Genomic DNA, 19179 nt, shown 5'->3' with positions numbered 1-19179 from the left:
AACCAGGCAACCCCTTTCTCTCTCCGCCCCTCTGGGGCCGCGGATTCCCCCTCCATCCCCCGGGATGGACCGGATAACCACAAGATGTCGTGCAATGGCTCGGAGCATTTCAAGGGGACATTGCGCAACAGGCGTTCGCAAGAACGTGACCACGCCGCCCGGTCGCAAGGCATCCGCCAAGCGACCGGACAACAACACAGAGAAGGAAACACGCACCATGAACCTCAAGCGAATCTTCGCCGGTGTCGCCGCCGCGGCCACCATGCTCGGCGGCCTGGCAATCGGCGCCACGTCGGCCAACGCGGCGGACAGTGCCAATACGATCACCATCACGGGCGATGTCAGCGGCCGTACCTTCACCGCCTATCCCTTGGGTACCTACGTGAACGAAGTCCTCACGGGTGACGAGGTCACCTCCGTGGACTTCAACCAGGCCACGTGGACCTCGCCCAGCATCGCCGAGGCCGCCACGACGGCCATCTCGCCGGACACCATCCCGGATGCATACAAGGGCAATGTCTTGGCGTACATGACCACGCTCAACGAGACCACGGACGGCGCCAAGCTGCGCCGGTTTGCCGAGGAACTGTCCAAGGCCACGGGCAAGCCTGATGCCGCGGCGACTGCCACCGGCAAGGATGGGGCGGCCCTCTTGGAGAACCTGACTCCCGGTTACTACCTGATCATCGATTCCGCCGGTGCCCCGATCCTGGTGGGCACGGCCATCGAGCATGACGGCAAGGTGTACGACCAGTTCAACGGCCAGACCCTTGGCGTCGCATACGCGAAGCCCACTGAGCCATCCAAGCCCGGCAAGACCGTGTCGGGTGACATCAACGGCACGGTGACCCAGGGCGATGTCCTCGGCTATGTCATCACCTCCGTGATCCCCGGCACTGCAGGCAACGACCCCTTCACCTACAAGATCAAGGACGTTGCCTCCAAGGGCCTCGACATGCCCACGGACAAGAGCGGCTTCGGCGTCACCATCAACGGTGAGCCGTATGCCGACTTCACCGTGACCTCCTCCACGAACGCGAACGGCGAGACCGAGACCATCATCGACCTCGGCGATGTCAAGGGCAAGGACGGCCAGACCGTCCAGGTCACCTACAACGCCACGGTCAACGAGCAGGCAGTGAACGAGTACACGAACACCGCCTCGGTCGCCCCCCAACACCACTGAGTTCATTGCGGATGGCACCCCGGTCAAGCTCAACTCCTACGGTTTCGACTTCACCAAGACCGATGCCGACGGCAATGCGCTGGCCGGTGCCGAGTTCACCATCTCCGGTGACAACATCGACGCTGACTACAAGGACAGCGTCGTCACCACCGGAACGGATGGCAAGGTGAGCTTCACTCGCCTGGCCGCCGGCACCTACACCGTCAAGGAGACCAAGGTCCCGGAAGGCTACCTCCAGAACGTGCAGCCTGAATTCACCGTCACGATCGATGCCGACGGAAACGTCACCTTCGGCACGGACGCCTGGGGCCTGCTTCAGAAGGGCGATGATGACGCCTACACCGTCAAGAACGTGAAGTCCGTGACCCAGCTGCCGCTCACCGGTGCTGCGGGCATCATCATGCTCGTGGTCATGGCGCTGCTGCTAGGCGGCGCCGCGGCCCTGATCGCCGTGCGCTCCAACAGCCTCAAGCGCCAGCTGCGCGGCTGAGATTGCACACACGTGCCGGACTCTTTTCGCACCGGTGGGCTCCTATCTCCGGTCCGCCGACGCCATCAAACCGACTGTCCGGCACCCCGCGCCGCCCTCCCGTCGCTCGGGGGGGCGTCTACCCATATCCAAGCCCACGAACCAAGGAAACCCAGGACAATGCGTGGCAGTGGGGGCACCGGGGCGCACGGCCCAACCACGCGACAAGCAGAAGGAGCAAGCCAGTGACCAGCGGGGGCGGCACGTTCAGTGCCGAAGAGGTCGCATATCTCAAGACGTTGCCGGCGGTGGCGGATGCCACGGCGCGACGCATCACGTACACCGAGGCCTTCAAGGCCTATTGCGTGGAACGCTACGGCGAGGGCGTCTCGCCGGTGAGCCTGTTCCGCGAGGCGGGACTGGACCCGTCGCTCATCGGCTACAAGCGCATCGAATGCGCCATCGCGCGCTGGCGCAAGGCGATGGGCGTGCCCACGGTGCGCAAGCCGCGTTCGGCCCGGACTGCGCCGGGCACTACGCCGTTCTCGCCGGGCAAGGCACCGTTGGCCGGCGAGCCGGTGCTGACGGGGGAGCAGGGCGACATCCGTGACCTGCTGATCTACCAGCAAGTACGCCGTATCGACGAGCTGGAGCGCCAAGTGCTGGACCTCTCCTCCCGTCTCGAACAACTGGACAAGTCCGAGGTGCATCCTGGCGCGTAGACTGGCACGTATGAGACTTGCACGTTTTTCCAGGAATGATACCCCCCAGTACGCCTTCGTCCAGAAGGACGCCTCAGACGGCCTCAACTACCTCGTGGTGCTCGACGGCCACCCGTTGATCGGTCAGGTGAGCCCCACGGGCGAGCGCATCCCGCTCGACGCCGACGGCGTGCGCCTGCTCTCCCCGGTGATTCCCTCCAAGGTCTACGGCCTGGCGAAGAACTACGAGGCGCATGCGCAGTTCATGTTCGAGCACGGCCAGTCCACGGTGGAGCATGCGCCGGCCAAGCCGGTGGTGTTCATGAAGCCGTCCACGTCGGTGATCGGTCCGGACGACCCGATCGTGTATCCGAGCTATTCGCAGGACATGAACTTCGAGCCGGAAGTGGCCGTGGTGATGGGCCGCGTGGCCAAGGACGTGCCGGCGGAGCGGGCGCTGGACTACGTGCTGGGCTTCACCTGCGTCAACGACGTGACCCTGCGCGACCTGCAGCAGGGCGATCCGATGTGGACGCGAGCCAAGGGCTTCGACACCTCCTGCCCGCTGGGTCCGTGGATCGTGACGAAGGACGAGTTCGACTCCTCCGATGCGCACATCTCCTTCACACTCAATGGCGAGGACGTGCCCGAGGCGTCCGGCACCACCGCGAACCTGATCCACTCGATCCCCGAGCAGATCGCCTTCATCTCGAGCTTCTCCACGCTGCTGCCCGGCGACGTGATCCTCACCGGCACGCCGTATGCCTCGGGTGCGTTGCACCCCGGTGACGAAGCCGTGGTCCGCGTCGAGGGCCTCGGCGACCTGCGCAACGTGGTCGTTCAGGGCTGAGATGAGGCACGCATAACACTTCCTCCCGTACATGGCTGTCCGCTGAAAGCGGGCAGCCGTTTGTCGTTTCGGGCGCACAATGGCGGTGGATGATTCGTCGGACAGGTTGCCTGTCGCCGGGGGTCAAAACTTGAGTGAATCTCGCTCAAGTTTTGGGAATAACCTGGCCGGGCTGCTGGTTGACCATATCAGACAGAACGACAACCGCCGGCGCGCAGCGCTTCCGCAGCCCCGGCGTGTGTATGGAGGAACTCTATGGAACAGAAATTCACGACGCTCGCCCAGGAGGCACTGGGCGACGCCATTCAGAGCGCATCCGCAGCCGGCAACCCGCAGGTCGACCCGCTGCACCTGCTCGACGCACTGCTGCGTCAGCAGAACGGCGTCATCCGCGGCCTGGTCGAACAGTGCGGCGGCAACGTGCAGACCATCGGCGCCGCCGTGCGCAACGCCCTGGTCGCGCTGCCCAGCGCCTCTGGCTCGTCCACGGCGCAGCCGCAGGCCAGCCGCCAGCTCACCCAGGCCATCGTCGAAGCCGAGAAGGCCATGAAGGAAATGGGCGACGAATATGTCTCCACCGAGCACCTGCTGCTCGGCATCGTCGAAGCCAAGCCGAACGAGGCCGCGAAGATCCTCGAGGCCAACGGCGTGACCGCGGAGAAGATCCGCAAGGCCATCCCCGAGGTCCGCGGAGGCGCCAAGGTCACCAGCCCGGACGCCGAAGCCAGCTACAAGGCGCTGGAGAAGTTCTCCACCGACCTCACGCAGCGCGCCAAGGACGGCAAGCTCGACCCCGTCATCGGCCGTGACCAGGAGATCCGCCGCGTCATCCAGATCCTCAGCCGCCGCACCAAGAACAACCCGGTGCTCATCGGCGAGCCCGGCGTCGGCAAGACCGCCGTCGTCGAAGGCCTCGCCGAGCGCATCGTCGCCGGCGACGTGCCCAGCACCCTGCAGAACAAGCGCCTCATCAGCCTCGACCTGGGTTCCATGGTCGCCGGCTCCAAGTACCGCGGCGAGTTCGAGGAGCGCCTCAAGAGCGTGCTCGACGAGATCCGCCAGTCCGACGGCCAGATCATCACCTTCATCGACGAGCTGCACACCATCGTGGGCGCAGGCGCCGCCGAAGGCTCCATGGATGCCGGCAACATGCTCAAGCCGATGCTCGCCCGCGGCGAACTGCGTCTCATCGGCGCCACCACGCTCGACGAGTACCGCGAGAACATCGAGAAGGACCCCGCCCTTGAACGCCGCTTCCAGCAGGTGTACGTCGGCGAGCCCAGCGTCGAGGACACCGTCGCCATCCTGCGCGGCCTCAAGCAGCGCTACGAGGCACACCACAAGGTCACCATCGGCGACGACGCCCTCGTCGCCGCGGCCACGCTGTCCAACCGGTACATCACCGGCCGCCAGCTGCCCGACAAGGCCATCGACCTGGTCGACGAGGCCGCCGCGCACCTGCGCATGGAGCTCGACTCCCAGCCCGAGGAGATCGACGAACTGCAGCGCAAGGTCACCCGCCTCGAAATGGAGGAGATGCAGCTCAAGAAGGCCGAGGACGCCGCCTCCAAGGACCGCCTCGCCAAGCTGCAGTCCGAACTCGCCGACGCGCGTGAGCAGCTCGCCGGCCTCAAGGCACGCTGGGACGCGGAGAAGGCAGGCCACAACAAGGTCGGCGACCTGCGCGCCAAGCTCGACGAGAAGCGCGTCGAGGCGGACAAGGCCACCCGCGAGGGCGACCTCGCCCAGGCCAGCCGCATCCTCTACGGCGAGATCCCCGCCATCCAGAAGGAACTCGCCGCCGCCGAGCAGGCAGCCGAGCAGGAAGCCGAGTTCGCCCACCAGGACGAGCCGATGGTCCCCGACCACGTCGACGCCGACTCCGTGGCGCAGATCGTGTCCGAATGGACCGGCGTGCCCGTCGGCCGCCTCATGCAGGGCGAGAACGAGAAGCTGCTCAACATGGAGGATTACCTCGACAAGCGCGTCATCGGCCAGGGCGAAGCCGTGCAGGCCGTCTCCGACGCCGTGCGCCGCTCGCGCGCCGGCATCTCCGACCCGAACCGCCCGACCGGCTCCTTCCTGTTCATGGGCCCGACCGGTGTGGGCAAGACCGAGCTGGCCAAGGCGCTCGCCGACTTCCTCTTCGACGACGAGCACGCCATGGTGCGCATCGACATGTCCGAATACATGGAGAAGAGCTCCGTCTCCCGCCTCATCGGCGCGGCCCCCGGCTACGTCGGCTACGAGGAGGGCGGCCAGCTCACCGAGGCCGTGCGTCGCCGTCCGTACTCGGTGGTGCTCTTCGACGAGGTCGAGAAGGCCAACCCGGAAGTCTTCGACATCCTGCTGCAGGTGCTCGACGACGGCCGCCTGACCGACGGTCAGGGCCGCACCGTGGACTTCAAGAACACGATCCTGATCATGACCTCGAACCTCGGCTCGCAGTTCCTGATCAACCCCGACCTGTCCGAGCAGGAGAAGAAGGACGCGGTGATGAACGCGGTGCACGCGCAGTTCCGTCCCGAGTTCCTCAACCGCCTGGACGAGACGATCATCTTCCAGCCGCTCACCCGCGAGGAGCTGGGCAAGATCGTCGACCTGCAGGTCAAGCAGGTCGCCTCGCGCCTGACTGACCGCCGCATCACCCTCGACGTGACCGCCTCGGCCCGCGAATGGCTCGCCGACACCGGCTACGACCCGGCGTACGGTGCCCGTCCTCTGCGTCGCCTGGTGCAGACCGAGGTCGGCGACCAGCTGGCCCGCATGCTGCTGGCCGGCCAGATCAAGGACGGCGAGACCGTGCTCGTCGACCACACCGGCGGCGAGCACCTCGAGCTGAGCGTGCACGAGGACGACCCGATGGCTGGCGACACCAACCCGGAGGACTCCGAGGTCAAGCTGTCCGGCAGCTGGCCGAAGGTCGACCCGGAGGAGAAGGAGATCGGCGACTGAGGCCACCCGGCCGCTCTTCCGCACCATAAGGGGGCACCGGCCTTGCTATAAGGGGCACGACATGCCGGCGAACGTTCACCGTTCGCCGGCATGTCGTGCCCCTTATAGCAAGGCCGGTGCCCCCTTATGGTGCGGCGGGGACAGTCAGATCCTGGCGCGCCGCAGCCGCAGCGAGTTGAGGAACACGCACACCACCGACAGCACCATCGCCACGCCGGCAATCATCGGGTTGAGCATCCAGCCGGTGAAGGGGTAGAGGACGCCGGCCGCCAGCGGCAGGCCGACGATGTTGAAGACGAAGTCCCACGCCAGGCTGGAGTGGATGTTGCGCATCATCGCCTGCGACAGGTGCACCAGCTCGTCGACGCACATGTGCGTCGACGTCACGTCGGCGTCGTCCGCGTCGCCCACCACGACCGAAGCGGTCGCCGCCTGCCGCACCGCCGCATCCTCGCTGCCGTCGGAGACGAGCAGCACCGGCCGCTCCTGCGCCTGCACCAGCGCAACGGCCTGCGCGGTGTCGTGCAGGTCCGTCGTCACGACGTCGATGCCCAGGTCCGCCGGCAGCTGGCCGGCGCGCACGCGTCCGTCACGATCGTACGCGTGCGCGCCGCTACCTGCAGTACGGCGATCGTATGCACCGCCATGCCGTGCCGTTTCGCGTTCTCCAGTGCGGCCGCCGCCGACAGCGGCGCCGCCCATCCCAGCGCCGCCGGGCAGGCGATGATCAGCACGCTGACCGCCATGAGCAGCGCCTGCGCGGGCGTGCCGAAGATGAGCCACAGCGCCATCGTCCACAGCGCGATGAGGATGACGACGGGCACGAAGACACGTGAGAAGCGGTTCACTGTGGTCTGCAGCGGCACGGCCGTGCGCGTCGGCAGCCACAGCTGCATCGTCAGCTGGGCGAACAACACCAGCGTGACGATCACGCCGGCGACCTCGAAGTAGGCGCCGCGCATGCCTTCGGGCAGCGCGTCGTCGGCCACGCACACCACCAGCGAGTACGCGTACGCGGCGATGGTGCCCAAGGAGGCCAGCGAGTCCATGTCCGGGTCGCGGCGACGGGCGGCGGCCCAGCCGGCCGTGTGGATGGGCGCGCCGCCGTAGAACATCACCGGCGTGATGAGGATCGCCTGCAGCCACGGCGTCGTCATCCAGTCGGGCACGTCTACGATGGTGCCGACGGCCAGGGGGAGGAGCACGACGATGGTCAGCGCGGCGGACACGATGGTGCGGTGGGTCAGCGTCGTCACGTCGACCGTGGGGGAGTCGGCGGCTGCCCGGGAGTCGGGCGCGCCGAAGAAGAAGCGGCTGACCATGATCGTCAGCACGGCCGCCGCCACCACGACCAGCACGGCAAGGAACAGATTCATGAGGACTCCTCGGATCCCGGGTGAACTTCTCAACGACTACTGTACGCCATCGTGTAGTGTGGGCTCCATGGACGATTTCCGCAAGACACTCATGATGATGGAACCGAAGGACCGCCTGCACGCCATGCTGGAGCGGCAGATGCAGGACAAGCCGTTCTCCGAGCTGTCCGCCGTGACCTTCGACCATGAGGGTGCGGCGCTGATCGGGCACGTGATGCTCGACACCCTGGAGGAGCAGGGGTACTCCGTGGAGGACTTCGACGCGGTGGGCGCCCTGACGGCGGCCTCCGTGCCGATTGTGTGCGCCATCATGGCCGCCGCCACCTCGCGCGGCGAGGTGTTGGACGGGTTCGTCATGGACTTCGTGTACCCGGCGACCAAGGGGCCGTCCATCGAGGGCAAGCGCGTGGTGCTGGTGGATTCGTGGCTTTCCCAGAAGTCGTATGTGCAGACCTCCTCCTTGGTTACCCTGAGGAACGGCAACGAGCTGGGCCTGGACTTCGGGATCGTGGATGCCCAAGGCGCCCAGGTGGTGGCCATCGCCTCCCTGGTGGGCTCGGCCGGCGACACCATCCACGTGGTGTCGCCCGACGGCCAGGCGAGGGAGGTTCCCTTCGTGAAGGCTTTTGAGGAGTAGGGGGCCTTGTCTCCTCTCCCCGGCCAATCAACCTGTCTCTAGCCGGTCATCCATGGCATGCTCTTGACACATTTTTGGCGGTCGGGAAATTGTGTAGGCTTCTGGGCTGCACAAATTGAAATTGTGCAGCCCAGAAGCCTACACAATTTTTCAGGTTGGAAAAATGTGTCAAGCGGTGGGACCTCAGGTGGCCTCTTTCAACCCCAACAGGTGAGCTTGGTGCGCGATGGCACCCCTTACCGTCAGGAGGAACTGCTGCACCTTATAGGGATGCTCGAAGTCCTTGGCCGTGACATAGATGATTCTCCATCCTCGCCTGATGAGCTGGTTGTGTTTGTCGGCGTCCCGGCGCATCTGCTCCGCGTCGGCATGGTGGGCGCCTTGGTATTCCAGCCCCAGCTTGAGGTTCACGATGGCGAGGTCGATGTAGCAGTAGCTGGCGTCCAGCTTGACGGGGTAGTTGGCCACCAGCGGCCCGATGCCTGCTTCGATGAGGAACTTGGCCAGCAGTGCCTCCCGCGGTGAATCGGTATTCTCCAGGAGATATGGGCGCATGCGGAGTATCTTCGATCGTCCATGGAACTTGGGGGTGCGCTCTGCGTAGGCGATGAGGTCGGCCATCGTCGCCACGCGCCGCGACCGGTCGCGGCATGCAAAGGAGGATGCGACCTGCACCAGTTCGTCTTCGCTCAGGTAGCTCGCCATCTGTGCCAGGCATACTGCGGGCTGGACGACGAAGAACCCCTTGTCCTCGTGGACCGGCATAGGGGAAGTCCACAGATGGGGCTGGACTCCTTCGGCGAAGGGCCTCTTCCTTCGTTCCTTCACCGCTACGTGTAGCAAGTTGGTGTCGAGCTTGTTGCCGTAAGGCGGACATCCCCAGTATTGGAGCGCCGTAACGTGGGAGATGATGGGCGGTCTGCGGAAGTGCGGCAGCCTGGCAATGATGTCTCTTACGACCAGGCTTCTGCGGTTCCTTGCCTCGTCTGTCATAAAACTGTTCATGGCCATCACCATAAAAAGCGACTGTCGGTGTTGCAAACCTGCCTTGGCAATGTGGTCGGACGGCCTTTCTATACACATTTTCTGTGGGCTGACAAAATGTGTAGCCTTCTGGGCTGCACAATTTCAAATTGTGCAGCCCAGAGACCTACACAATTTTTGGGCCCCGAAAAATGTGTCACTGAGAAAGTAAGCTGGGCGGCATGCATGAGCCCAATCCCATCTCGCTGGCGGCGGCAGCCTCCGGCGAACCGACTTTCAGGAAGATCGGCGTCGGCCCCTGGCGTGAGGAGCACCCCGGGGAGCCGCTGCCCGACGACCCGCGGCTCGACCCGGAGCTGCTGGCGCAGGGCGACCGACGCAACGTGCTCGACCGCTACCGCTACTGGGGCGTGGAGGCCATCAAGGCCGACCTCGACAGCCGGGGGCGCCACGGCTTCGAAGTGGCCGTGGAGAACTGGACGCACGACTTCAACATCGGCTCCATGGTGCGCACGGCGAACGCCTTCACCGCCAACAAGGTGCACATCGTCGGCCCGCACAAGTGGAACCGCAAGGGTGCGCTCATGACCGAGCTATACCAGCACGTGGAGCACCACCCGTCCATCCAGGAGCTGGTGGACGGCTGGCACGAGCGCCTCGCCGCGCAGCGCGCCGAGGCGCTCGCCGTCCTGGAGGCCAACCAGTCGCCGGCCGGCGTCGTGGATGCAGCCGCAGACGTCCCTGGCGACGTCCCGGCGCCTGACGATGGCACGGCCGCTGCCACCCGCGCCGACGAGGCGCGCCGCACCCTGGAGACGCTCGACCGGGCGAAGGTCATCGCACTGGACATCGTCGACGGCGCCGTGCCCATGGAGACCTACCGCTTCCCCGAGAAATGCCTCATGCTCTTCGGCGCCGAGGGGCCGGGACTGTCGGACAAGGCGCTGGAGCTGGCCGACGACGTCGTCTACATCAGCCAGTTCGGCTCCGTGCGCTCGATCAACGCCGGCGCCGCCGCGGCCGTGGCGATGCACGCATGGATCGCGCAGCACGCCGCGGTGCAGGACTGACGATGAGTCCGCCGGCGTCGGCCGGCCATGACGACCATGGCGCACGACCATGGCGGCAACACCGCAGCCGCGTTGCGAACAGGCCCGGACACGTCACAATACGGCGCTATGGTGGGAGCCATGCCAACTTTCACACGCGAAGAAATCATGCATCTGGGCGACCTGGCCCGGATTGCGCTCACTGACGAGGAAATCACTCGCATGCAGAGCGAACTCAATGTCATCGCGGAATCCATCGATTCCGTGCAGGAAGTCGCCACCGACGACGTGGAGCCCACCGCCAACCCGGTGCCGCTCGAGGCGTACCTGCGTCCCGACGTCCCGGTGACGCCGCTGCCGCAGTCCGAGGTGCTCGCCGCCGCCCCGGCCACCGCCGACGGCATGTTCGTGGCGCCGCGCATCCTGGGGGAGGAGTGAGATGACCGACAAGACTGAACTGGTCAAGCTGTCCGCGCTCGAGATGGCGCAGCTGCTGCGCGACAAGGAGGTCACCAGCCGCGACCTCGTCAACGCGCAGCTCGAGGTCATCGACGCCGCCGAACCCGGCATCAAGGCCTTCCTCAAGGTGTCCGGCGAGGCCGCGCTCGAGCAGGCCGACGCCTACGACGGCCTATCCGACGACGAGAAGGCGGAACTGCCCGAACTGGCCGGCGTGCCGATCGCGATCAAGGACATGATCGTGACCAAGGGCATCGAGACCACCGCCGCCAGCCGCATCCTCGAAGGCTGGGTGCCGCCGTACGACGCGACCGTCATCGAGAAGCTCAAGGCCGCGCACATGCCGCTGCTGGGCAAGACGAACCTCGACGAGTTCGCGCAGGGTTCCTCCACCGAACACTCCGCCTACCAGAAGACCTCCAACCCGTGGGACCTCGAGCGCGTCCCCGGCGGCTCCGGCGGCGGCTCCGCGGCTGCCGTGAGCGCCTTCGAGGCGCCGCTGGCCCTGGGCACCGACACCGGCGGCTCGATCCGCCAGCCGGGCGCGCTGACCGGCACCGTGGGCGTCAAGCCGACCTACGGCGGCGTCTCCCGCTTCGGAGCCATCGCCATGGCGTCCTCGCTCGACCAGATCGGTCCCGTCACGCGCACCGTGCTCGACGCCGCACTCCTGCAGGAGATCATCGGCGGCCACGACAAGCGTGACTCCACCTCCACTCCCCGAAGGTCCGCGCCCGATGGCGGCCGCGGCCCGCGAGGGCATGAAGCGCGACCTCAAGGGCCTCAAGGTGGGCCTGGTCAAGGAACTCGGCGGCGAAGGCTTCCAGCCGGGCGTCGAGGCGCGCTTCCACGAGGCAGTCGCCGCCTTGGAGTCCATGGGCGCCGAGGTCGTGGAGGTCTCCTGCCCACACTTCAAGTACGCGCTGGGCGCCTACTACATCATCATGCCTTCCGAGGTCAGCTCCAACCTGGCCCGCTACGACGGCATGCGCTACGGCCTGCGCGTCATGCCGCCGGCCGACGTGGCGCAGACCGCCGCGAACATGATGAGCTACACCCGTGAGGCCGGCTTCGGCGACGAGGTCAAGCGCCGCATCATCCTGGGCACCTACGCGCTGTCCGCCGGCTACTACGACGCCTGGTACGGCTCCGCGCAGAAGGTGCGCACGCTCATCATCCAGGACTTCGAGCAGGCCTTCGGGCAGGCAGACGTGCTGGTGTCCCCGACGAGCCCGTCCACCGCCTTCAGGTTCGGCGAGAAGATGGACGACCCGCTGGCCATGTACATGAACGACATCGCCACGATCCCCGCGAACCTCGCGGGCGTGCCGGCCATGAGCATCCCCGCCGGCCTGTCCGACGACGGCCTGCCCGTCGGCTTCCAGTTCATCGCGCCGCAGCAGCGCGACGAGGTCATGTACAAGCCGGCCGCGGCGCTCGAGGCCGCGCTCGAGGAGGCCTGGGGCGGCCCGATCTGGCAGTCCCTGAAGACCCCGTGGCTCGACGGACTGAACAAGTAGAGGACGTGAGGAAAGACAATCATGGCTGAACAACTGATGAAGTACTCCGAGGCCGTCAAGGAATTCGACCCGGTCATCGGACTCGAGACCCACGTCGAGCTGAGCACGAACACGAAGCTGTTCTGCCCGGCGCCAATCTCCTTCGGCGCGGAGCCGAACACCGAGCTGACCCCGGTGAGCCTGGGCCTGCCCGGCTCGCTGCCCGTGCTCAACGAGGCCGCCGTTGACTACGCGATCAAGCTGGGCCTGGCGCTGCACTGCCAGATCAACGAGTGGAGCCAGTTCTCCCGCAAGAACTACTTCTACCCGGACATGCCGCGCGACTACCAGATCTCGCAGTACGACAAGCCGACCAACGGCGAGGGGTACCTGGACGTCGAGCTCGAGGACGGCACCGTCTTCCGCGTGCCGATCGAGCGCGCGCACATCGAGGACGACGCCGGCAAGAACACGCACGTCGGCGGCTCCGACGGTCGCATCGAGGGCGCCGACCACTCGCTGGTCGACTACAACCGCGCCGGCGTGCCGCTCATCGAGATCGTGACCAAGCCGATCGAGGGCGCCGGCGACCGCGCGCCGGAGATCGCGGGCGCGTACATGCGCGCCATCCGCGACATCGTGCGCGCGCTCAACATCTCGCACGCACGCATGGAGCAGGGCAACATGCGCGCCGACGTGAACGTGTCGCTGCGCCGCTCGCCGTCCGACCCCTACGGCACGCGCTCGGAGACGAAGAACGTCAACTCCTTCCGCGGCATCGAACGCACCATCCAGTACGAGATCCGCCGCCAGGCCGCGATCCTCGACAAGGGCGGCGAAATCCTGCAGGAGACCCGCCACTGGGACGAGTCCGCGCAGGCGACCGCCGGCGGCCGCGTCAAGTCCGACGCCGACGACTACCGCTACTTCCCGGACCCCGACCTGGTGATGCTGCACATCACCCCCGAGCACGTGGAGCGCATCAAGGCGCAGATGCCGGAGATGCCGCGCGAGCGCCGCAACCGCCTCAAGGGCGAGTGGCAGTTCTCCGACACCGAGATGCGCGACGTGGTCAACGCCGACGCGCTCGACCTGATCGAGGAGACCGTCAAGCTGGGCGCGACGCCCGCCGGTGCCAAGAAGTGGTGGCTGGGCGAACTGTCCCGCGAGGCGAACGCCAAGGGCGTGGGCCTCGAGGAACTGTCCGTCACCCCGCAGGAGGTCGCGGACGTCGAGCAGCTCATCGCCGACGGCAAGCTCAACGACAAGCTGGCCAAGCAGACCATGGCCCTGGTGCTCCAGGGCGAGGGCACCCCGGCCGAGGTCGTCGCCAAGCACGGCTTCAAGGTCGTCTCCGACGACGGCGCCCTGCAGGTCGCCGTCCAGGAGGCCATGGACGCCCAGCCGGACGTCGTCGCCAAGCTCAAGGCCGGCAACATGAAGCCGATGGGTGCGCTCATCGGTGCCGTCATGCGTGCCACCAAGGGCCAGGCCGACGCCAAGGCCGTCACGAAGATCGTGATGGAGAAGATCAAGGGCTGAGAGGCCGAGGGCCGAAGCCATCCGCTCCGGCCCCATGCGGAGGCCAAGGTCCCCTGTGTGATGGGTCTGCCCTGAGAAATTGTTCATTTTTCTGAACAATTTCTCAGGGCAGGATTGCCCCCGGACGACGCCATGGACTAGAATGGGGTGGCTGAAAGACAAGGGGTCTTTCCAAGGCACACAATCAACGAAGGATGGACATGGCTGACACCGACGACCGTCTGCAGGGGGAGCAGGATCGCCCGCGTGACCTTCCCGTACGCATCGACATTCCGGACATCAGGGGCGAAATGGTATACATGCGGCCCGCCACCATGGCCGACCTCGACCTCATGGACTCCCTGGACGCCTACGTGAACGCGTCCGGCATCACCGGCAAGGACCGGGTGGCGGAGCGTTCCGCGGTCCACGCCTGGGTGCGCCGTTCCGAGGCCTGGGCCAAGGGCACGGAAGTCGGCAGCGGCGTCGACGACCCCGAACACCGCCGCACCATCGCCTGGGCGCTCATGACCACGCCCGACGACTGCACCGACGTCACCATGACCGCGCAGAACGCCACCGAGTTCATCGGCATGATTTTCCTCATCGACATCGACGGCTGGGCGCGCTCCGCACGCATCCAGGTGATCCTCGGCAAGGATTACCGCGGCCGTGGCTATTCGCGCGACGCCATGCCGCGCGTCATGACCTACGGCTTCGCCGACGCGCCGGAAGGCCTGGGCATGCACCGCATCTGGGTGGCGATCCCCGAGAAGAACACGCGCAGCCTGTCCGTCTACCAGTCGCTCGGCTTCGTGCCATCCGGAGTCTCCCGCCACGCCCTGTGGGACAACCGCCTGGGCAAGTACCAGGACCTGCACGTGCTGGACACGCTGGTCGACGAGTACGACCCCGTGCGGGCCATGGACGCCTTCGGCATGCACGTGATCACCACGAACCCGGGCATGGCCAAGGCGATGGCGCTGCACGAACATTCCATGGCGATCCGCCAGCAGCCGCTGGAACGGCTCGTCGACGAGGCCACGCAGGAGGCGGGGGAGCATCCCGCGCCCGGGGACGACGAGACCGCCTGGCCGTACAGCTACTCCGAGCGCGGTGACACGAAGAAGGCGTGGTGGCGCACGCTGGGCCGCGACCGTGCCAAGCGCCGCTGACCCAAACCATCTGACCCATCAGGAGCTGAAACGACAGTATGAGTGCCGAAGACCTCGACAACTACGAGACCGATGCCGAACTCGCCCTGTACAAGGAGTACCGGGACGTCATCAAGCTGTTCACCTACGTGGTGGAGACAGAACGCCGCTTCTACCTGGCCAACAAGGTCGACTTCAATGTGCGTTCCGCCGGCCAGGACGTGTACTTCGACGTGCGCCTCTCCGATGCGTGGGTGTGGGACGTGTACCGGTCCAGCCGGTTCGTGAAGAATGTGCGCATCGTGACCTTCAAGGACGTCAACGTCGAGGAAGTGCAGAAAAGCGATATCGACATCCCCGACGGCATGTAGGGACGGCCCGGCGGTTTGCCTGCGGCAAACCGCCGGCATCTTGGTGACGGGAGCAACTAGAATCTAAACGACGTATTGTGCCCGATTGACCGGATACCGGCCGAGACGCAAAAGGAGATCTCATCGTGTCCCAGAAGGAATCCATTGTCATCATCGGCGGCGGCCCTGCCGGCCTGACCGCGGCCTGGGAGCTCGTCAGGGACGGCGGCGCCGACCGCTACGACGTGACCCTCCTCGAGGAGACGGGCGAGTTCGGCGGCATCTCCCGCACGGTCAGGCACAATGGCAACCGCATGGACATCGGCGGCCACCGTTTCTTCTCCAAGGACGACCGCATCATGCGGTGGTGGGCGGACACGCTGCCCCTGCAGGGCGCCCCCTCCTACGACGACAGGAAACTCGGACGCACCCACGAGCTCACCCCCGGCGGCCCCGACCCGGAGCGGACCGACAAGGTGATGCTCAAGCGCCACCGCGTCTCGCGCATCTTCTGGAACCGGCACTTCCTGGACTACCCGGTCACGCTCAACGCCAACACGCTCAAGGCCATGGGCCCCCGGATCACCCTCGAGGCGGGTTTCTCCTACCTCAAGTCCGCCGTGCACAAGCTGCCCGAGGACAACCTGGAGAACTTCTACATCAACCGTTTCGGCCGCAAGCTGTACTCCATGTTCTTCGAGGACTACACGACCAAGCTGTGGGGGCGCCACCCCTCGCAGATTTCCGCCGACTGGGGCTCCCAGCGCGTCAAGGGCCTGAGCATCATGGGCGTGCTCAAGAACGCCGTGCAGAAGATGCTGCCGAAGAAGCGTTCCAACGCGGAGGTCGAGACCTCCCTCATCGAGGAGTTCTGGTACCCCAAGCTCGGCCCCGGCCAGCTGTGGGAGACCGTGGAGGCCAACTGCGAGCAGGCCGGCGTCAAGGTCATCACCGGCGCCAAGGTCGTGGGCGTCAACCGCAAGGACGGCAAGGTGTCCTCCGTGGTCTACGAGACCGCCGACGGCGGCCGCGTCATGCTCGAAGGCGACCAGTTCATCTCCTCCATGCCGGTCAAGGACCTGGTCCAGGCCATCGACACCGAGGCACAGCCCGCCCCCAGGGACATGGTGGCCGTGGCCGAGGGCCTGCCGTACCGCGACTTCGTGACCGTGGGCCTGCTGGTCAGGCACCTCAAGCTGAGGAACACCACCGACACCCCCACGCTGGGCAACCCGCCGATTGTGCCGGATTGCTGGATCTACGTGCAGGATCCGGGCTACAAGGTGGGACGCATCCAGATCTTCAACAACTGGAGCCCCTACCTGGTCAAGGACGTGGACGACACGGTGTGGATCGGCCTGGAGTACTTCTGCGAGGAAGGCGACGACTTCTGGAACATGACCGACGAGGAGGCCACCAAGCTGGCCATCGCCGAGATGACGCGCATGGGCGTGATCTCCGGCGCCCACGAGGTGCTCGACTCCCACCGCGAACGCGTCAAGAAGGCCTATCCCGCCTACTTCGACACCTACGACCGGATGCCCGAGCTGGTCGAGTACCTCGACTCCTTCGGCAACCTGTACTGCGTGGGCCGCAACGGCCAGCACCGCTACAACAACATGGACCATTCGATGGCGACCGCCATCGAGGCTGTGGGCAACATCAAGGAAGGCCGCACGAGCAAGCGCAACGTGTGGTCCGTGAACACGGACAAGTCCTACCACGAGTCCAAGTGAGGACTCCTCCTCCCCAGGGGGCCGGCATCCATCGGGATGCCGGCCCCCTGCCGTTTGCGACTGGCCGAATGCGGCCAATCGTCGCCGTCGCGTTGTATTCTGGGACGGACCCACCAAGGTAGTGGGTCGTTTCCCAGCGAAGAACATGTATTCTTTGCATAACCCCATGTGTTTTGGCCGGTGCGCATCCGTCGGGCCGGTATCAGGAAAGGCACACCAATTGGCAACAACCTCCAACCTAGAAGAGATGAAACTGCCTGAGCTCAAGGAACTCGCCAAGCAGTTGGGACTGCGCGGTGTCTCCACCATGCGCAAGGGAGAGCTTGTGGCGACGCTGCACGCGGCCCGTACCGGCGGCGAGGCGCCTGCCGGCGTCACTGTGCGTCGCCGTCCTGCCGAGAAGGCCGCCAAGAAGGCCCCTGACAAGGCCGCCGACAAGACCGTCGAATCCCCGGCACTGCTGCTGGACGAGATCACCGAGAAGCCGCGCCGCGCAGCCCGCGCCGCTGCGAAGACCGCGTCGGCCGCGGAACCCGAGACCCAGGCCGAGCCCAAGGAGCAGCCGGCTGCCAAGCCGGTCAGCAACATGGAGATGGAGGTCACGGCCCGTCGCGTGCGCAAGCGCCGCGGTGCCTCCGCCGCCGGTGACGACCGACGTGCCGACGACCTGCTCGACTCCCTGGACCTGCGCGGCGACCGTCCCGCACGCCGTGGCCGCCGCCAGGACGCCGAGGCTGCACCTTCCCGCCGTCCCGCGTCCAAGGAGAAGCCGCAGGACGAGGCGATCGAGCTCGACGAGATCCTCGACACCCTGCCCGTGGCGCACAACGACCGCGAGAACCGCCGTGGACGCGGCAACGACCGTGGCAATGGCCGTGCGCGCCGTAGCCGCGGCCACGAGGGCAACGACCAGGAGTCGCGCCAGCCGCAGCAGCGCGACGACGCGGTGATGGTCGCCGGCGTCGTGGACGTGCTCGATTCCTATGCCTTCATCCGCACCTCCGGCTACCTGCCGGGCCCCAACGACGTGTACGTGTCCATGGGCCAGGTCAAGAAGTACGGCCTGCGCAAGGGCGACGCGGTCAAGGGCACCATCCGCGCCCCGCATGACAACGACCGCCGCAACCAGCGCCAGAAGTTCGTGCCGCTGCAGTCCATCGACGAGATCAACGGCATGAGCGTGGAGGAGGCCATGGGCCGTCCCCACTTCAGCAAGCTCACGCCCCTGTACCCGAACGAGCGCCTCCGCCAGGAGACCACGCCGAATCGCCTGACGGGCCGTCTCATCGACATCGTCGCGCCCATCGGCAAGGGCCAGCGCGGCCTGATCGTCTCCCCGCCCAAGGCCGGCAAGACGATCACCCTGCAGAACATCGCGAACGCGATTGCCACGAACAACCCCGAGGTGCACCTCATGGTGGTGCTCGTGGACGAACGCCCCGAAGAGGTCACCGACATGGAGCGCACGGTGCAGGGCGAGGTCATCTCCTCGACCTTCGACCGTCCCGCCTCCGACCACACCATGGTCGCCGAGCTCGCCATCGAACGCGCCAAGCGCCTCGTGGAGCTGGGCCAGGACGTGGTGGTGCTCCTGGACTCCATGACCCGCCTCGCCCGCGCCTACAACATCGCCGCGCCGGCCTCCGGCCGCATCCTGTCCGGCGGCGTGGACGCGCAGGCCCTCTACCCGCCCAAGAAGTTCTTCGGCGCCGCCCGCAACATCGAGAACGGCGGCTCGCTGACCATCATCTCCTCCGCGCTGGTGGAGACCGGCTCCAAGATGGACGAGGTCATCTTCGAGGAGTTCAAGGGCACCGGCAACATGGAGCTGCGCCTGAGCCGCGAGCTCGCCGACAAGCGCATGTTCCCCGCCGTCGACATCAACGCCTCCGGCACCCGCCGCGAGGAGCTCATCACCGATTCGCACGAGCTGCCCCTGATCTACCGCCTGCGTCGCCTCCTGGGCGGCCTGGAACCCGAGCAGGCCTACCAGACCATCGTGCCGCGCCTGAAGAAGACCGCGTCGAACCACGATTTCTTCGCCTCCCTGGTCCAGCAGAACGGCGGCGGCTCCTCGTCCGCGCAGTAGCGGGACGTCTAGAAATCTCTCGTTGTCCGTGGCTGTTCCCGGGGATCCGGAGAATTAAAGCGGGCACCGGGTACGGATGCTTTCCGAAATTAAAGCGGGCACCCGGACGAGGGCGGATCCCAACTTAAAGCGGGCACCGGGTCGAAGAACTGAAAAGTTCTTCG

The 19179-nt window shown here is 66.1% G+C and carries 16 protein-coding genes and 1 pseudogene; 14 read left to right on the top strand and 3 right to left on the bottom strand.

Annotated features, from left to right (window positions below; translation table 11 throughout):
- The first annotated feature begins 217 nt into the window (after positions 1-217).
- The 5 genes from BCUN_RS10250 (at position 218) to clpB (ending at position 6161) form a co-directional block, all read left to right on the top strand.
- Positions 218-1186, top strand: coding sequence for an isopeptide-forming domain-containing fimbrial protein (locus BCUN_RS10250; RefSeq protein ID WP_033516498.1), 969 nt, complete (start codon positions 218-220; stop codon positions 1184-1186).
- A gap of 4 nt (positions 1187-1190) precedes the next feature.
- Positions 1191-1676 (top strand): prealbumin-like fold domain-containing protein, encoded by a 486-nt coding sequence (locus BCUN_RS10245; protein ID WP_152598125.1) that lies wholly within the window; start codon positions 1191-1193, stop codon positions 1674-1676.
- Between the two features lie 224 nt (positions 1677-1900).
- Positions 1901-2377, top strand: coding sequence for a hypothetical protein (locus tag BCUN_RS10240; protein WP_033516494.1), 477 nt, complete (start codon positions 1901-1903; stop codon positions 2375-2377).
- Positions 2378-2387: 10 nt separating this feature from the next.
- Complete coding sequence (locus BCUN_RS10235; protein WP_033516492.1) at positions 2388-3206, top strand: fumarylacetoacetate hydrolase family protein; 819 nt, start codon at positions 2388-2390, stop codon at positions 3204-3206.
- 255 nt (positions 3207-3461) lie between these two features.
- Positions 3462-6161, top strand: a complete 2700-nt coding sequence (gene clpB / locus BCUN_RS10230; protein WP_034258676.1) for an ATP-dependent chaperone ClpB — start codon at positions 3462-3464, stop codon at positions 6159-6161.
- A 144-nt stretch (positions 6162-6305) separates the two neighbouring features.
- Here the strand turns inward: clpB and BCUN_RS11665 are convergent, their stop codons facing one another.
- Positions 6306-6743 carry an HAD family hydrolase gene (locus tag BCUN_RS11665; RefSeq protein ID WP_051921044.1) on the bottom strand — a complete coding sequence of 146 codons (438 nt, stop codon included), beginning with the start codon at positions 6741-6743 and terminating at the stop codon, positions 6306-6308.
- Positions 6698-7537 carry an HAD family hydrolase gene (locus BCUN_RS10225; protein WP_051921043.1) on the bottom strand — a complete coding sequence of 280 codons (840 nt, stop codon included), beginning with the start codon at positions 7535-7537 and terminating at the stop codon, positions 6698-6700. Before BCUN_RS10225 ends, BCUN_RS11665 begins: the two co-directional genes overlap by 46 nt.
- A gap of 94 nt (positions 7538-7631) precedes the next feature.
- On the opposite strand from BCUN_RS10225, the gene BCUN_RS10220 reads away from it, so the two are divergent.
- A complete protein-coding gene (locus BCUN_RS10220; RefSeq protein WP_033517427.1) occupies positions 7632-8174 on the top strand; it encodes a type I phosphoribosyltransferase in 543 nt (180 codons plus the stop codon).
- Between the two features lie 183 nt (positions 8175-8357).
- Here the strand turns inward: BCUN_RS10220 and BCUN_RS10215 are convergent, their stop codons facing one another.
- Positions 8358-8939: a hypothetical protein gene (locus BCUN_RS10215; protein WP_033517411.1), complete on the bottom strand. Its 582-nt coding sequence runs from the start codon at positions 8937-8939 to the stop codon at positions 8358-8360.
- A 440-nt stretch (positions 8940-9379) separates the two neighbouring features.
- On the opposite strand from BCUN_RS10215, the gene BCUN_RS10210 reads away from it, so the two are divergent.
- From BCUN_RS10210 to rho, 8 genes and pseudogenes are all read left to right on the top strand, one after another.
- Entirely contained in the window at positions 9380-10228 is an 849-nt protein-coding gene (locus tag BCUN_RS10210; RefSeq protein WP_033517412.1) for a TrmH family RNA methyltransferase, read from the top strand.
- Positions 10229-10348: 120 nt separating this feature from the next.
- Positions 10349-10645 carry an Asp-tRNA(Asn)/Glu-tRNA(Gln) amidotransferase subunit GatC gene (gene gatC, locus BCUN_RS10205; protein ID WP_033517414.1) on the top strand — a complete coding sequence of 99 codons (297 nt, stop codon included), beginning with the start codon at positions 10349-10351 and terminating at the stop codon, positions 10643-10645.
- A 1-nt stretch (position 10646) separates the two neighbouring features.
- A pseudogene (gene gatA / locus BCUN_RS10200) lies at positions 10647-12186 on the top strand (Asp-tRNA(Asn)/Glu-tRNA(Gln) amidotransferase subunit GatA).
- A gap of 21 nt (positions 12187-12207) precedes the next feature.
- Positions 12208-13707 (top strand): Asp-tRNA(Asn)/Glu-tRNA(Gln) amidotransferase subunit GatB, encoded by a 1500-nt coding sequence (gene gatB, locus BCUN_RS10195; protein WP_033517418.1) that lies wholly within the window; start codon positions 12208-12210, stop codon positions 13705-13707.
- A 200-nt stretch (positions 13708-13907) separates the two neighbouring features.
- Entirely contained in the window at positions 13908-14861 is a 954-nt protein-coding gene (locus tag BCUN_RS10190) for a GNAT family N-acetyltransferase (RefSeq protein WP_033517420.1), read from the top strand.
- A 38-nt stretch (positions 14862-14899) separates the two neighbouring features.
- Complete coding sequence (locus BCUN_RS10185; protein ID WP_033517422.1) at positions 14900-15211, top strand: DUF2469 domain-containing protein; 312 nt, start codon at positions 14900-14902, stop codon at positions 15209-15211.
- 125 nt (positions 15212-15336) lie between these two features.
- Positions 15337-16926, top strand: coding sequence for an NAD(P)/FAD-dependent oxidoreductase (locus BCUN_RS10180; RefSeq protein WP_033517423.1), 1590 nt, complete (start codon positions 15337-15339; stop codon positions 16924-16926).
- A 247-nt stretch (positions 16927-17173) separates the two neighbouring features.
- Positions 17174-19015: a transcription termination factor Rho gene (rho, locus tag BCUN_RS10175; RefSeq protein ID WP_420796479.1), complete on the top strand. Its 1842-nt coding sequence runs from the start codon at positions 17174-17176 to the stop codon at positions 19013-19015.
- Positions 19016-19179 lie beyond the last annotated feature (164 nt).

It is taken from the genome of Bifidobacterium cuniculi (genome assembly GCF_000741575.1).
Classification (GTDB): domain Bacteria; phylum Actinomycetota; class Actinomycetes; order Actinomycetales; family Bifidobacteriaceae; genus Bifidobacterium; species Bifidobacterium cuniculi.
This window is presented reverse-complemented; position numbering and strand designations above follow the sequence as displayed.